The organism is Tardiphaga sp. 215_C5_N2_1 (assembly GCF_052076055.1).
GTDB classification, from domain to species: Bacteria; Pseudomonadota; Alphaproteobacteria; order Rhizobiales; family Xanthobacteraceae; genus Tardiphaga; species Tardiphaga robiniae.
The window spans coordinates 995,822-1,010,785 of the sequence record NZ_CP197240.1; the positions used below are offsets into that span (position 1 = coordinate 995,822).

Annotated in this window: 15 protein-coding genes and 1 riboswitch; of the genes, 12 read left to right on the forward strand and 3 right to left on the reverse strand. The window is 61.7% G+C overall.

Annotated features, from left to right (window positions below):
- Positions 1-36: 36 nt before the first annotated feature.
- The 8 genes from nagZ (at position 37) to serS (ending at position 6,567) form a co-directional block, all read left to right on the forward strand.
- Positions 37-1,062 (forward strand): beta-N-acetylhexosaminidase, encoded by a 1,026-nt coding sequence (gene nagZ / locus AB7828_RS04615; protein ID WP_441229509.1) that lies wholly within the window; start codon positions 37-39, stop codon positions 1,060-1,062.
- Positions 1,059-1,886 (forward strand): segregation and condensation protein A, encoded by an 828-nt coding sequence (locus AB7828_RS04620; RefSeq protein WP_093758709.1) that lies wholly within the window; start codon positions 1,059-1,061, stop codon positions 1,884-1,886. The genes nagZ and AB7828_RS04620 overlap by 4 nt, the downstream gene beginning before the upstream one ends.
- Positions 1,887-1,907: 21 nt before the next feature.
- A complete protein-coding gene (gene scpB / locus AB7828_RS04625) occupies positions 1,908-3,014 on the forward strand; it encodes an SMC-Scp complex subunit ScpB (protein ID WP_441229510.1) in 1,107 nt (368 codons plus the stop codon).
- 141 nt (positions 3,015-3,155) lie between these two features.
- Entirely contained in the window at positions 3,156-3,395 is a 240-nt protein-coding gene (locus AB7828_RS04630) for a twin-arginine translocase TatA/TatE family subunit (RefSeq protein ID WP_068730798.1), read from the forward strand.
- An 85-nt stretch (positions 3,396-3,480) separates the two neighbouring features.
- Complete coding sequence (gene tatB, locus AB7828_RS04635; RefSeq protein WP_441229511.1) at positions 3,481-4,005, forward strand: Sec-independent protein translocase protein TatB; 525 nt, start codon at positions 3,481-3,483, stop codon at positions 4,003-4,005.
- Positions 4,002-4,817 carry a twin-arginine translocase subunit TatC gene (gene tatC / locus AB7828_RS04640; RefSeq protein WP_089264481.1) on the forward strand — a complete coding sequence of 272 codons (816 nt, stop codon included), beginning with the start codon at positions 4,002-4,004 and terminating at the stop codon, positions 4,815-4,817. The genes tatB and tatC overlap by 4 nt, the downstream gene beginning before the upstream one ends.
- A 76-nt stretch (positions 4,818-4,893) precedes the next feature.
- Positions 4,894-5,184, forward strand: a complete 291-nt coding sequence (locus AB7828_RS04645) for a hypothetical protein (RefSeq protein WP_089264720.1) — start codon at positions 4,894-4,896, stop codon at positions 5,182-5,184.
- A 78-nt stretch (positions 5,185-5,262) separates the two neighbouring features.
- The gene (gene serS, locus AB7828_RS04650; RefSeq protein WP_441229512.1) at positions 5,263-6,567 is read left to right on the forward strand and encodes a serine--tRNA ligase; all 1,305 of its coding nucleotides are present in this window, start codon (positions 5,263-5,265) and stop codon (positions 6,565-6,567) included.
- Positions 6,568-6,588: 21 nt separating this feature from the next.
- On the opposite strand, the gene AB7828_RS04655 is transcribed toward serS, so the two are convergent.
- Positions 6,589-7,056, reverse strand: a complete 468-nt coding sequence (locus AB7828_RS04655) for a hypothetical protein (RefSeq protein WP_441229513.1) — start codon at positions 7,054-7,056, stop codon at positions 6,589-6,591.
- 290 nt (positions 7,057-7,346) lie between these two features.
- Here AB7828_RS04655 and surE point away from each other — a divergent pair, with 290 nt between their 5' ends.
- A complete protein-coding gene (gene surE / locus AB7828_RS04660) occupies positions 7,347-8,114 on the forward strand; it encodes a 5'/3'-nucleotidase SurE (RefSeq protein ID WP_441229514.1) in 768 nt (255 codons plus the stop codon).
- 24 nt (positions 8,115-8,138) lie between these two features.
- On the opposite strand, the gene AB7828_RS04665 is transcribed toward surE, so the two are convergent.
- Positions 8,139-8,516 carry a response regulator gene (locus tag AB7828_RS04665; RefSeq protein WP_089264477.1) on the reverse strand — a complete coding sequence of 126 codons (378 nt, stop codon included), beginning with the start codon at positions 8,514-8,516 and terminating at the stop codon, positions 8,139-8,141.
- Positions 8,517-8,808: 292 nt separating this feature from the next.
- Here AB7828_RS04665 and AB7828_RS04670 point away from each other — a divergent pair, with 292 nt between their 5' ends.
- The 3 genes from AB7828_RS04670 to metE all read left to right on the forward strand — a co-directional run bounded on the left by AB7828_RS04670 (position 8,809) and on the right by metE (position 13,842).
- Entirely contained in the window at positions 8,809-9,459 is a 651-nt protein-coding gene (locus AB7828_RS04670) for a protein-L-isoaspartate(D-aspartate) O-methyltransferase (RefSeq protein WP_441229515.1), read from the forward strand.
- 107 nt (positions 9,460-9,566) lie between these two features.
- The gene (locus AB7828_RS04675; RefSeq protein ID WP_184516322.1) at positions 9,567-10,970 is read left to right on the forward strand and encodes a M23 family metallopeptidase; all 1,404 of its coding nucleotides are present in this window, start codon (positions 9,567-9,569) and stop codon (positions 10,968-10,970) included.
- A 168-nt stretch (positions 10,971-11,138) separates the two neighbouring features.
- Positions 11,139-11,350: riboswitch (cobalamin riboswitch) on the forward strand.
- Between the two features lie 104 nt (positions 11,351-11,454).
- Positions 11,455-13,842 (forward strand): 5-methyltetrahydropteroyltriglutamate--homocysteine S-methyltransferase, encoded by a 2,388-nt coding sequence (gene metE, locus AB7828_RS04680; RefSeq protein WP_441229516.1) that lies wholly within the window; start codon positions 11,455-11,457, stop codon positions 13,840-13,842.
- A gap of 47 nt (positions 13,843-13,889) precedes the next feature.
- Here metE and AB7828_RS04685 read toward each other — a convergent pair whose 3' ends face one another.
- Positions 13,890-14,873 carry an ATP-binding protein gene (locus tag AB7828_RS04685; protein ID WP_441229517.1) on the reverse strand — a complete coding sequence of 328 codons (984 nt, stop codon included), beginning with the start codon at positions 14,871-14,873 and terminating at the stop codon, positions 13,890-13,892.
- Positions 14,874-14,964: the final 91 nt, after the last annotated feature.

The following is a 14,964-nucleotide window of genomic DNA, read 5'->3' on the forward strand; positions in this document are numbered from 1 at the left end:
CTTGACCCTGGGCGTTGATGGGGGCTAATCGGCCCCATGAGCACACGCGCATTCATCACCGGTGTATCTGGGCTGGAGCTAACCGCTGAAGAGCGCGCATTTCTGCGCGCGGAACGGCCGTGGGGCTTCATTCTCTTCAAGCGCAATGTCGATAATCCCGCCCAAGTCGCTCGAATTGTAGAAGATTTACGCGGCGCGACCGGTGATCTCGATGCGCCGGTCCTGATCGACCAAGAAGGCGGGCGTGTGCAGCGTCTGGGACCGCCGCATTGGCCGGTCTATCCGCCCGGTGCCGTGTTCAGCGCTCTCTACGATGCCGAGCCGGAAGCAGGTCTCAGGGCGGCCTGGCTCAGCTCACGGCTTATTGCGAGTGACCTTGTGGACCTCGGCATCACCGTGGACTGCCTGCCGCTGGCTGACGTCCCCGTGGAAGGCGCTGATGCCGTGATCGGCAATCGCGCCTATGGCACCGAGCCCGGCAAGGTCGCGATTATTGCGCGCGCCGTGACCGAAGGTCTGTCGCAAGGTGGCATTCTACCGGTGCTCAAACACATTCCCGGCCATGGTCGGGCGACCGCCGATACCCATTTCAAATTACCGATCGTGGATAACGCTAGAAGTGAGCTCGAAGCTTCTGATTTCGAAGCATTTCGTCCGCTGGCTGATCTGCCGATGGCGATGACTGCACATGTTGTGTTTAGCGCGCTAGACGCCATCCAACCGGCCACGACTTCTGCGACAATCATCGAACAGGTGATTCGCGGCAGTATCGGGTTCCAGGGTTTGTTGATGAGTGATGACGTGTCCATGAATGCTTTGGCGGGATCGATCGCGGAACGCACGCGGGCGATCGTCAGCGCCGGGTGCGACATGGTCCTGCATTGCAACGGCAAGCTGGACGAGATGCGCGACGTCGTCAGCGAGACCCCGGTTCTGGCTGGGAAGGCGCTTGAGCGCGCCAAGGCGGCGGTCGCCGCCCGCGGTCAGCCGCAGCCGTTCGACCGCGCCGCTGGCCGCGCGGAACTGGACGCGTTGATCGCTCGAGCAGGAGCAAGTGCATGAGCGCTGAGATTTTGTCGTTTGAAACCGGATTGCCGGCCGAGGTCGTACCCGACGACGAGCCGTCGCTGGTCGTCGACGTCGAAGGTTACGAAGGCCCGCTCGATCTGCTGCTCGCGCTTGCGCGGCAACAGAAGGTCGACCTGCACAAGATTTCGATCCTCGCGCTGGCCGACCAGTATCTGCTGTTCATTGAAGCCGCGCGGAAGATCCGTCTGGAACTCGCTGCCGACTATCTGGTGATGGCGGCGTGGCTGGCATTCCTGAAGTCGCGCCTGCTGCTGCCGGATACGACGGTGCCGGGCGAAGGCCCGAGCGCCGAGGATATGGCGACCGCGCTGGCCAACCGGCTGCGCCGCCTCGAAGCCATCCGCGAAGCCTCGAACAGGCTGATGACCCGGCCGCAGCTCAACCGCGACATCTTTCCGCGCGGCGTTCCCGAGTCGATCGCAGAGGTGAAGCATCCGCGCTTCACGGCGACGCTTTACGATCTGCTGTCGGCCTATGCGACACAGCGCCAGGCACGCGTGCTGACGCGCGTCCATCTCGCCAAGCGCACCGTCTGGTCGCTGAGCGAAGCGCGCGCCTCGCTGGAACGGTTGGTCGGCATGGCAGAGGACTGGAGCCGCCTCGACGAATATCTGCTTGCTTACGTCGCCGACCCCGCGCAGCGCGCGACGGTGATGGCCTCGAGTTTTGCAGCTGCGCTTGAGCTGGTCCGTGAGGGCACGCTCGACCTCAGCCAGAAAGAAGCATTCGCGCCTTTGTATTTCCGCAAGCACATCGCCCAGCCTGTGCAGGTGGAGCCGGAAGTTCCGGCCGAGTAAGTGGAAGAAGGAGATCCAGACATGGCAAGCCTCGCCGAGAAACGCATCGACGATGTCGAGGATCAGATCGTGCAGTCCGAGGGACAGACCGAGGTCCAGTCGGAGGCGCGCCCAGAAGAATTGCGCCTGCTCGAAGCGCTGTTGTTCGCATCCACCGAGCCGCTCGACCAATCCGCGCTGGCCAAGCGCATGCCGGATGGCGTCGATATCAAGGCGGCACTGGCGCAGTTGCAGGCCGATTACGCCATGCGTGGCGTCAATCTGGTCCGTGTCGCCAACAAATGGACGTTCCGCACCGCCGGTGACCTGTCCTGGCTGATGACCCGCGAGACCACCGAAACCCGCAAGCTGTCGCGTGCGGCGATCGAAGTGCTCGCCATCGTTGCCTATCACCAGCCGGTGACCCGCGCCGAAATCGAAGATATTCGCGGCGTCATCACCTCCAAGGGCACGCTCGACGTGCTGTTGGAAACCGGCTGGATCAAGCCGCGCGGCCGTCGCAAGACGCCGGGCCGTCCGCTGACCTTCGGTACCACCGAGAGCTTCCTGTCGCAGTTCAGTCTTGAGGCACTCGGCGATCTGCCGGGTCTTGAGGAACTAAAGGGCACGGGTCTGCTGGATTCGCGGCTGCCGTCCGGCTTCAGCGTGCCCAATCCGTCCGACGATCCGACGCTCCGCGAGGACGAGGATCCGCTGGAGGGCGGCGAACTGGAACTGGCGCTGTCGGCACCCGATCCGGAATTCCCCGAACTGCAGCTCAAGGAGCCCGAAGCCGGGACTGTCGGATACGCTGGTGAGGCCCAGGCATTTGCCGAGGCCAAGGCCGAATTCACTGAAACGGCAGATGTTGTGGAGCCAGAGAGCGAAGCGGCCGAGGTCGCGGAACTTGAAGCGCGTAATCTCGACGTGATCGAGCCCGAGCAAGGCGAGGCCGAAGCGGCTGAAGTCGCAGAGCCCGAGTCGGATGAAGACGAGACCGCTGAGCCCGAAACGGCCGAACTCGACGACGATGAAGACGATTCCGACGACGCGGAAGACGACGAGCTCGACGAGGACGATCAGGACGAAGATGAGCCGGATGACGCTGAGCCGGACGCAACCGACCGGGACGACGACCGCAAGCACTGATCGCGGCATTAACGCTCGCGGCATTGCGCCGCGACATCCGCGATTCCACGAGGGTTAAGTCCTTGTTTTTGACACCCCCGCAGCCTACGTTCCGGTCAGATCAGGCCGGGCGACTGGCCGCGTGTTTGGAGGGTTAGCAGGATGGGTTCACTCAGCATTTGGCACTGGATCGTCGTGATCGGAGTGGTCCTGCTGTTGTTCGGGCGCGGCAAGATTTCCGACCTGATGGGCGACGTTGCGCAGGGTATCAAGGCCTTCAAGAAGGGCATGGCGGACGACGACAAGCCGGCAGACAAGCCGACCGAGCCGGTCCGCACCATCGACCAGACCCCGCCGGCGCCGACCGCCAACCGTACGGACGTCGGCAGCAAGGTTGTCTGAGGTTCCGAAGGGATTGTCCTTGGGGATCGCGGCGGCCATTGAAGGAGACGCGGGCACATCCAGCCCCGCGTGAGCGGATTTTTTCATGTTCGATATCGGGTGGAGTGAACTGGTCGTCATCGCGGTCGTCGCGCTGATTGCCATCGGCCCGAAAGAACTGCCCGGCGTGCTGCGCATGGTCGGGCAGTGGATGGGCAAGGCCCGCAAGATGGCCTCGGAATTCCAGGGCCAGTTCAACGAGGCGATGCGCGAAGCCGAAATGGCCGACGTCAAAAAGGCCTTCGACGACGTGAAGGATGTCGCTTCCGGCTTCACCACCAACAACATCATGACCTCGCTGACCAAGGACGTCAGTGACGCCATGGCCATCGACAAGGCTGACAATCTCGACACGCCTCCGGCCGTGCCCACCACGCCCGAGCCGCCTACACCCGAGACCTTCGTTGAGGCCGAGACGCATGCGCAGGAAACTGCTGCAGTGAACGAACCACTGGCCATTACCCGGGAAGTGCAGCCGTCGCCGGTCGAGACTCCCGCTGCCGCCAATGATGGCGCAACAGCGCCCGACGCGGCCAGTCCCGACGTTCTGAAGGACGCCAAAGCGTCATGAGTGCCGAAGATATCGAAGCCTCCAAGGCTCCCTTGATGGATCACCTGATCGAGCTGCGGTCGCGGCTGATCAAGGCACTGCTCGCATTTGCCGTGGCCTTCATCTTCTGCTTCTTCTTCGCCAAGCAGATCTATAACGTCCTGGTCTGGCCGTTCGTCTGGGTCGCCGGCCCAGAGAATTCGAAGTTCATCTACACCGCGTTGCTGGAGTACTTTCTGACCCAACTCAAGTTGGCGATGTTTGGCGCCGGCTTCATCTCGTTTCCGGTAATTGCCGCGCAGATCTACATGTTCGTGGCGCCCGGCCTCTACAAGCACGAGAAGGGCGCGTTTCTGCCTTACCTGATCGCGACGCCGTTCTTCTTCGCGCTGGGCTCGCTGCTGGTCTATTTCCTCGTGCTGCCGATGCTGATCCGGTTCTCGCTGGGCATGCAGCAGACCGGAAGCTCCGATACCGCGCAGATCGCGCTGCTGCCCAAGGTAGGCGAATATCTCTCACTGATGATGTCGCTGATCTTCGCCTTCGGAATCGCCTTCCAGCTCCCCGTCATCCTGACACTGCTTGGCCGCATCGGCATCCTCACGTCGAAGCAGCTACGCGAAAAGCGCCGCTACTTCATCGTCATCGCTTTCGTTATCGCGGCCGTGCTGACGCCGCCCGATGTGATCAGCCAGGCCTCCCTCGCGATCCCGCTGCTGATTCTCTACGAAGGTTCGATTATCGCGGTCAGCATGGTCGAGAAGAATGCCGCCAAGGCCGCTGCTGCCAAGGCTGCGGCGGGGACCGGCACGGACGTGACGCCGGCGGAGTAGGGGCGTCGCCTCCTTGCAATCACAACCTTAGCAATCTACTTTGGGTTGTGTCTTGTCTTGTGCTGGGGAGGTGATTGTGGCCTTTGCATTTGATACACTCGGCTATTCGAAGCGTCTCCGCGAAGCGGGGATCGCGGATAAGCAGGCCGAGGCACATGCTGAAGCGGCACGGGATTTCATCATGACCGAGCTAGTGACGAAATCTGACCTGCTTGGAGTGAAGTTGGATCTAGAGTCTAGATTGCTTGCCACACGGAATGATTTGCAGGCTGCTATCGAGAAATCTTCACTGCAGATGACGTTACGTCTTGGCGGCATCGTCGCGGTTGGCATCGGTATATTGGCGGCTCTCCAGCGCATGCATTAACGGGCCGCTGGCCCATTTCATGTTCCAAATGTCAGCTATTCGGGGTACTCAGAGCCGCTTTCGCTCAGGAATCCCTTCATGCACGACATTAAATCGATCCGCGACAATCCCGAAGCTTTCGACGCTGCGCTGAAGCGGCGGGGACTGGCGCCGCTGTCGGTATCGCTGCTGGCGATCGATGAAGCGCGCCGGACCGCGATCCTTGCGTCCGAGCAGGCGCAAGCCCGGCGCAATGCAGCCTCGAAGGAAATCGGCGAGGCCAAGAAGACCAAGGACGAGGTGCGCGCCAATGCGCTGATGGCTGAGGTCACCGAACTCAAGACGACGATGCCGGCGATGGAAGCCGCGGTGAAGGACGCCCAGGATAAGCTCAGCGTCGCGCTTGCCGAAATCCCGAATCTGCCACTCGACGAAGTGCCTGAGGGTGTCGACGAACACGGCAATGTTGAGCGTCATCACTTCGGCGCCAGGCGCAACTACGCGTTCACGCCGAAAGCTCATTACGATATCGGCGAAGCCATGGGCTTCATGGATTTCGAGGCCGCGGCCAAACTCTCGGGCGCACGCTTCGTCGTGCTCAAGAAAGGCCTTGCACGGCTGGAGCGTGCCATCGGGCAGTTCATGCTCGATCTGCATACGAATGAGCATGGCTACACGGAAGTGAACCCACCGCTCTTGGTTCGCGACGATGCGATGTTTGGCACTGCGCAGCTTCCGAAGTTTCGCGATGATCAGTTCGCTGCCGGTGCGATCGGTAGTGAAGGGCAGGGTTACTGGCTGATCCCGACCGCCGAAGTCCCGCTGACGAATCTCGTCCGTGAATCCATCCTTGACGAAAAAGAGCTGCCGCTGCGTATGACGGCGCTGACGCCGTGCTTCCGCGCCGAGGCTGGTGCTGCCGGCCGCGATACGCGTGGCATGATCCGCCAGCACCAGTTTACCAAGGTCGAATTGGTTTCGATCACCACGCCTGAGGAAAGCAAGAACGAGCATGAGCGCATGCTGTCCTGCGCCGAGGAAGTGCTGCGCCGGCTTGGCCTGCATTACCGCGTGATGACGCTGTGTACTGGCGACATGGGTTTTGCTGCGCAGAAGACCTACGACATCGAGGTCTGGATGCCGGGCCAGGGCGACGGCGGTGCTTACCGCGAGATTTCGTCCTGTTCGGTCTGCGGCGATTTCCAAGCGCGTCGCATGGATGCGCGCTCGCGCGGGCCGGATGGCAAACCGCGCTTCGTGCACACTCTGAATGGTTCGGGCACCGCCGTCGGTCGCGCGCTGATCGCCGTGATGGAAAACTATCAGCAGGAAGATGGCTCGATTGCCGTGCCGGATGTGCTGCAGCCTTATATGGGCGGGCTTAAAGTCGTCCAGGCCGGCTAGGCGTCGTCGCGCGCCAGCCGCTCACGCGCGGCTGGCCGTCACCAGCGCACATTTGGCTTTCTCGGCTTTTATGTTGACAAAGCCCATATGCGTCATCGGAAACGCCTTGCGGCTTTTCGTGCTGACGGTCTCCGCGATGACGCGGCGACGCTCCGTCACATAACGCCCATCCCTGCTGCGGAAGGCGCAAGCGATTTCGAGGTCCTTGACCGGATAGTCGTTGGCGTTGCGCACGGTGAAGGTCATCAGCGCCCTGGAACCGAGGCCACCGCGGCGAAACGATTGGCGGGAAAGGCTGAGACGGTTGAGCTCCGCGGCGTCGGGGACGCTGACGAGTTGTGAAGGAGTGGGTTTGGCAAAGTCCTCCTCACTCAGCTCGTCAGGCATTGTTGCCATCACCGCCGTATTGAGGGCGAGATCGGGCTTGGTCTCGGCCAATCTGGGAAGCAGCAGCCACCCCGTCAGGGCGACAACCGCGATCGCCGGCAATCCGATGATCAACACCCGTTCGAGCTGTTTCGCCATCTCCGTCGCCCTGTGGGGCGCTGCGACCAAGGCCATCCGGGTCGAGCGCGCATGCTTCAGACGCAACTGGCACTCACCTACCTAGATAAGAAATCGCGGCGACGCCGAAATGTTCCGGCTTGCGGGAAAAATCGCCTTCGAGACAGCCTCAGCAGCGCACGAGTAGCGCCCAAAATGGGGGTGGCAAAAGCGGGCACATGCTGGCAAAACCGGAGCCGGCCAGCGGCCCTCCCGATCGAAAAGGCACCTCACGAATGCGCATTCTCTGCACCAATGACGACGGCATTCACGCCCCCGGCCTGAAGATCATCGAGCAGATTGCCAAGGAATTGTCGGATGATGTCTGGGTGGTGGCGCCCGAGCTCGATCAGTCTGGTGTGTCGCATTCATTGTCGCTGAACGATCCGTTGCGGCTGCGCGAAGTCGGCCCGCGGCACTATGCCGTGCGCGGCACGCCGACCGACTGCGTCATCATGGGCGCGCGCCATATCCTGAAAGACAAGCAGCCAGATCTCGTATTGTCCGGCGTCAACAAGGGCCGCAACGTCGCCGAGGACGTGGTCTATTCCGGTACCATCGCAGGTGCGCTCGAGGGCACCATTCTCGGCATTCCGTCGGTGGCGTTGAGCCAGGAATTCTCGATGGAAACGCGTCACAACCCGCAATGGGAGACCGCGTTGAAATATGGGCCGGACGTGCTGCGCAAGGTCATCAAGGCGAGCGTGCCGAAGAACACCGTCATCAACGTCAACTTCCCGGCCTGCGCGGCCGACGACGTGAAAGGTGTCGTTGTCACCCGGCAGGGCAAGCGCAATCAGGGCTTTTTGCGCGTCGATGAGCGGCGCGATGGCCGCAACAATCCGTATTTCTGGATCGGTTTCGAGCGCATCGTCGCCGCGGAAGCCCCGCTGGAGGGCACCGATCTTGCCGCCCTTGCTGCGCGCTATGTCTCGGTCACGCCGCTGCGTCTCGATCGCACGGATGATGTATTCTCCGAAGCGCTGACCAAAGCGCTGGGCTGAGGTTTCGAGAAGCGAGGGGCTCGCTTAGACCGCGACCCCCTTGAGCGTCGTGGACAGCACCTGCGCCAGCGTTTCCATCTGGAACGGCTTCTGCAGCGTGGGGCGGTCACGAAATTCTTCCGGCAGGCCTTGCGCGCCGTAGCCAGTCGCGAAGATGAACGGGCGGTTGCGCGATGCAATCACCTCGGCGACCGGCGAAATCACTTTGCCGTTGACGTTGACGTCGAGGATCGCGATGTCGAACTTGGCAGTACCAGCCAGCTTGATCGCTTCGTTGATGTCACCGGCTTCGGCGGCCACGCTGTAGCCGAGTTCCTCGAGCATATCGGCGACCATCATGCGGATCATGACCTCGTCTTCGACCAGGAAGACGGAGCCGCCCGGCGGGTTCGTTGCAGTCATGGCCGGTTTCCTTGCCCCAATCCTCTGAACAAAATCGCAAATTCCCGGGTTGAACGCAATCTCGACGCATTGCCATTTTCGTGACCCAAAGACGCATGTCGCGTGTTCGGTACCAGATAGAGCAAGATCAGGATTTCAGCGCCCCGCCCATAACAGGCTGGTATGTTGCTGGTTCCGCGCGCGGAACAATAAAAGTTGTCGTTAGGCTATCCCGGTTCCGATCGCAGAAATACATCAATCTATCTTTGCTAGATCGAGAGTGTTTCTAACCTGTGCTGCGTGAGGCATTTCCATGATTACCGTCGGACAGCCGCCTGAACAGATGACCTTTCAGCTTGGTCTGCGGCGCCGTGGGATCAGCGATCGGCTGGTGCTGCGCGCAATGGAGGATATTCCGCGTGATCGCTTCGTCGAGCCGAACGATCGCGCCCATGCCTGGCGGGATACGGCCTTGGCCATTGCCTGCGGTCAGACCATCAGCCAGCCCTTCGTGGTAGCCTATATGACCGAACAGCTGCAATTGAATGCTGGTCACCGTGTGCTCGAGGTCGGCACGGGATCGGGCTACCAGGCCGCGATCCTGTCAAAGCTCGTCCGCGACGTGCTCAGCATTGAGCGCTATCGCACGCTGGCCGATGCCGCCCGGACCCGGTTGGAGGCACTTGGCCTCCACAATATCGAGGTCATGCTCGGCGATGGCCTCAATCCGGCTGCCAATTTGGGATCGTTTGACCGGATCGTCGTGACCGCCGCTGTGGAGGAGGTGCCCGCGGCGCTGACCGACCGACTTGAGGAGGACGGTATTCTGATTGCGCCGGTTGGTCCTCACAATGGCGTCCAGACCCTAGTCCGGATCCGCAAAACCGGGGATGGATTGGAGCGAAAGGAGCTGGTGGACGTGCGTTTTGTGCCAGCGCTGCCGGGCATCGCGCGCGAACTCTGAAAAAAGTTCGTGAACGACTGTCACGTGTTGGTCGCAAGGTTAAAGGCTTGGTAACGGAGACGGTGTTTACTCAATTCAGTTGTTTGTTGCGTATGAGTGAGTAACCAATGTCCAGCGTTGTCGAGTTGCTTTACTCGCGTCGCGCTCCGCAGGTCGCGGTGCTGGCGCTGATGTCTATCGGTTTTGCGGGCTGCAGCGCCGACATGCAGACACGCCTATCTCAGAATCCAAGTTTTGACTCGGGGCAGTCCCGTGGCTTTGGCTGGCAGGGCGAAACCACCGGCTCTGTGCCGCAGCGGGCACCACGTGCGCCGGTCGAGCGCCAGGAACTGCCGCAGTATCAGCGTCCGGCCTATAATCCGCAGCCGCAGTATCAATCCCAGCCTTTGCCGCCGCCGATCTCGGCGCCGCAGTCCTATCCGACAGCCCGTCCGGTTGCATCGGCTGCTCCCGTCAGCGGGGGCGGCAACGGTATGTATACGCCGCCGCCCGCACGTGCGCCGATCGAAACCACCGGCTCCACGGCACCGCGCTCGGTTGCAGCGACCAACGGCCTTGCCCGTGATGGCGGCACCTCGATCATCGTCGGCACCAGCGATACGCTCGATGGTCTGGCGAAACGCTACAACGTCTCGTCGGCTGCGATCCTGCAGGCCAATGGCTACAAGGGTCCCCGCGCGCTGTCGCCCGGCCAGTCGCTGATCATTCCGCGCCAGGGCGCTGCGGCAACTCCGGCCGTTGCCGCTGCTCCGAACAAACCTGCTGTCGGCGCGTCGACCACGCATTTTGTCAATCGCGGCGATACGCTGATGAGCATCTCGCGCCGGAACAACGTGCCGGTGGCCGAACTCGCACGCGCCAATGGTCTGGCGCCGACTGCCCAGTTGAAGCTCGGCTCCAAGATTACGATACCGGGCGCGCGTACGGCTTCTGCGGCTCCCGCGGCCGCGCCGCTTGCTGCGCCCGTCGCAGCCGTGACGGCCGCTCCGGTTGGCGCGGTCACGTCCGCTGCCGTGGCCCGTGTTGCTTCTGCCGAGCCCGCACAGAAGGCCCGTCTGGCAAGTGCCACGACGACGCCTGAAGAAACCGCGCCGGAATCGCCGACTAAAGCCGCTGACGCAACCGGCGCTTTGCCGACGTTCCGTTGGCCGGTGCGCGGCCGCGTGGTCACAGGCTATGGCGCCAAGACCAATGGTAAGTCCAACGACGGCATCAACGTCGCCGTGCCGGAAGGCACGCCGATCAAGGCTGCCGAAGATGGCGTCGTTGCCTATTCCGGCAACGAGCTGAAGGGTTACGGCAATCTGGTCCTCGTTCGTCACTCCAACGGCTACGTCACCGCATATGCCCATGCGAGTGAGCTGATGGTGAAGCGTGGCGAGACCATTAAGCGCGGTCAGGTGATCGGCAAGTCCGGCCAGTCCGGTGAGGTTACTTCGCCGCAGCTTCACTTCGAGATCCGCAAGGGCTCGTCGCCGGTCGATCCGCTGCAGTTCCTCAACGGGGCGTAAGCGCAATCCACGAAGTGTAGTTCGCATTTAAGCAAGCCCGGCCTCGTGCCGGGCTTGATGCGTTTGATCTCGGGGCTACGGCCCACTCCAGCTCCGGAGTCTTCAACGCGCTGCTGCGAGTGGGCAGCTTGCGCGCGCAAGCTCGGTTGACTGCCGCGCGATGTTGCCCATATGTGGACATGTCGTGGTTCTTCGGGAAGGTTTGCCCGAAGCTAAGAGGGAAGCCGGTGAGGCGTTAAGCCAAGGCCGGAGCTGCCCCCGCAACTGTAAGCGGTGAGCCGCTGTCCATTAAAGTCACTGAGACCTGCAAAGGTTTTGGGAAGGCCGGACAGCAGCATTGACCCGCGAGCCAGGAGACCTGCCTCGACAACATAAACGTCCTCGGGCGGGGTGTCCCGGTGGTGCGGTTGCGATTCCGCGACTGCCGTCGTGGAATCCAGACGTGTCACTTTGGCCTTTTGCCCCCAATCATTGGGGTTAAGCCATGTCTACTGTGTCAAAGTCTTCTTCTTCCAAGTCTTCTGCCAAATCTACGTCCTTGCTTCCTGTTGCTACGTTGGGAACGCCACGGATCGGTCCGCGGCGTGAGCTCAAGATGGCGCTGGAAAGCTATTGGTCCGGTGCAGTCGACGAGAATGCGCTGATCGATGTCGGCGTCGGGTTGCGTGCCGCAAACTGGGCGCGTCAGAAGTCGCTCGGGATCACGGTCATGCCGTCGAACGACTTCTCCTTCTACGATCAGGTGCTCGATACCAGCGTCATGGTCGGCGCCATCCCCAAAGTCTATGGCTGGAAGGGAGGAGACGTTTCCTTCGCGACCTATTTTGCCATGGCGCGTGGATCACAAGGCGATGCGCATGACGAGGCCTGCACTCACGGCTCTCATGCGCATGATAAGTCGCAAGGCGTACCAGCACAGGAGATGACCAAATGGTTTGATACCAACTACCACTTCATGGTGCCTGAACTGGCGCAGGATCAGACGTTCAGTCTCGCGTCGCGCAAACCGATCAAGGAGTACGAGGAGGCGAGATCGCTCGGCTATCAGACACGACCAGTGCTGGTCGGGCCTGTAACCTATCTGAAGCTGGCCAAGAGCGCGGATGCGTCATTCGATCTGGTGATGCTGCTCGATCGATTGCTGCCCGTCTATGTCGAGGTGCTCGGGGAATTGGCCGACAGAGGCGCCGAATGGGTGCAACTGGATGAGCCGTGTCTGGTGCTCGATCTCGACGCGCCGGCCCGGGAGGCGCTGCAAAAGACTTATGCGGCTTTTGCCGAAGCGGTCCCGCAGCTCAGGATCATGCTGAACACCTACTTTGGCGAACTTGGCGACAACCTCGATCTGGCCCTGTCGCTCCCTGTCGCCGGGCTTCATCTCGATCTGGTCCGCGCGCAGGATCAGTTCGATGAAGTCGCTGCGAAGGCGCCCAAAGACATGGTCCTCTCGCTCGGCGTGATCGATGGACGTAATATATGGCGGTCCGATCTGTCCAGTCTCCTCGATGGGTTGGAACCCATGGTCGATCTGCTGGGGCGGGATCGCGTCGAGCTGGCGCCGTCCTGCTCACTGCTGCATGTGCCGATCGATCTCGGCCTTGAGACCGAGCTCGATCCGGACGTCAAAAGCTGGCTGGCCTTTTCAGTCCAGAAAATGGAGGAACTGGCGGCGCTCGGATCCGCCTTGGCTGGTAGTCGCGCGGATGTCGCCGCAAAGCTCGCTGCGTCGGATGCGGCGGCAGCCGCGCGGGTCGCATCGTCGAAGATCCACGATCTTGCTGTCACCAAACGCGTCGCTTCTGTTGATGCGACTATGCGTCGTCGCAGCAGCGATTTTGCCACGCGCGCGAGCGAGCAGCATCGGCGCTTCAAGCTGCCGGCATTTCCGACCACGACCATCGGCTCGTTTCCGCAGACCGCGGAAGTGAGAAACGCTCGCGGGGCCCATGTCAGGGGCACGCTCAGCGATGCCGCCTACAAGACGTTCCTGCAGAACCAGACGGCGAGGGCAGTGCGCTGGCAGGAGAACATCGGTCTCGACGTGCTGGTGCATGGCGAGTTCGAGCGCAACGACATGGTGCAGTATTTTGGCGAACAGCTCGCCGGCTTCGCCTTCACCAAATACGGCTGGGTCCAGTCCTATGGCTCCCGCTGCGTGCGGCCACCGGTGCTGTTCGGCGACGTGTCCCGGCCGCATCCCATGACCGTCGAATGGTGGCAGTACTCGCAGTCGCTCACCGAGCGGCCGATGAAGGCGATGCTGACAGGGCCCGTCACGATTCTGAACTGGTCATTCGTGCGTGACGACATTCCCCGCGAAGTTGCGTGTCGCCAGATCGCGCTCGCGATACGCGATGAGGTGGCCGATCTTGAAAAGGCGGGGGCCGGTATGATCCAGATCGACGAAGCGGCACTCCGCGAAGGGCTTCCGCTGCGCAAATCGGAATGGAAGTCCTATCTCGATTGGGCCGTGGAGAGCTTCCGCATCTGTTCGTCAGGCGTGCGGGATGACACACAGATCCATACGCACATGTGCTATTCGGAGTTCAACGACATCATCGACGCGATCGGTGCCATGGACGCCGACGTGATCTCCATCGAAACGTCACGGTCGAAGATGGAACTGCTCGATGCATTCAGGACCTACAAGTACCCGAACGAGATAGGTCCGGGCGTTTACGACATCCACTCGCCGCGGGTGCCTGAAACGCGCGATATGGTCGATCTGCTCAAGCTTGCACGGCAGCGGCTGGCGGACTCCCAGCTCTGGATCAATCCCGATTGCGGGCTGAAGACCCGCAAATGGGAGGAGGTGCGGCCTGCGCTCGTGAATATGGTCGCGGCGGCACGTGAGTTGCGAAGCCTCGCCTAGAGCGAGTCGAATGCCGCCCCGTTGTCATGACGGGGCGGCATTCGCCTTTACTTTGTGGTCAGCTTCACGCCGAGACGGCCGGCGAGCTCCTGCACGAACTGCCAAGCCACGCGACCTGATCGCGAGCCGCGGGTGGTCGACCATTCCAGCGCGTCGCGTTCCAGCTCGGCGGCGTCGGTCTTGATGCCGTAGTGGCTGCAATAGCCGCGCACCATGTCGAGATATTCGTCCTGGCTGCATTTGTGGAAGCCGAGCCAGAGGCCGAAACGATCCGACAGCGACACTTTCTCCTCGACGGCTTCGCCGGGATTGATCGCGGTCGAGCGTTCGTTCTCGATCATCTCGCGCGCCAGAAGATGGCGGCGGTTCGAGGTCGCATAGAGGATCACGTTGTCCGGCCGGCCTTCGATGCCGCCTTCGAGTACAGCCTTAAGCGACTTGTAGGACGCATCGTTGCCGTCGAAAGACAGATCATCGCAGAACACGATGAAATAGAAATCCGAGGCGCGGATCTGTTCCATCAGCGCCGGCAGGCTCTCGATGTCCTCGCGATGGATCTCGACCAGCTTGAGGCGGCCGGCGACGGACTTGCTGGCATTGACCGAGGCATGCGCGGCCTTGACGAGTGATGACTTGCCCATGCCGCGCGCGCCCCAGAGCAGCGCGTTGTTGGCCGGCAGGCCGTTGGCGAAACGCCGGGTGTTCTCGATCAGGGTGTCGACCTGCTGATTGATGCCCTGCAGCAGGCCAATATCGACCCGGCTGACCTTCGGTACGGGAGCCAGGCGGCCGTCGGGATGCCAGATGAAGGCCTCGGCGCTGGCCAGAGAATCGGCATTGGAGCGCTTCGGCGCCGTGGCAGCCATACCCGCGGCAATTGCTTCGAGGGCGAGCGCGATCCGCTCATCGATCTTGGGGGCGGCGGCTGGTCGCGGACGTTTTGCCGCGGTCGTGCGGACGGTCTTGGACGTGCGGGTCGCGGGAGCCTTTTTGGCTGGGCGGCGGCTTGTTTTATTGGGCTTTTTTGACATTTTTGACTTTCCTCGGCGCGCACCCATATCGAGCCCGGAACACATCCGCAAGCGGTACAAATCGCAGACAAATCAGAGGGTTTACCGGCGT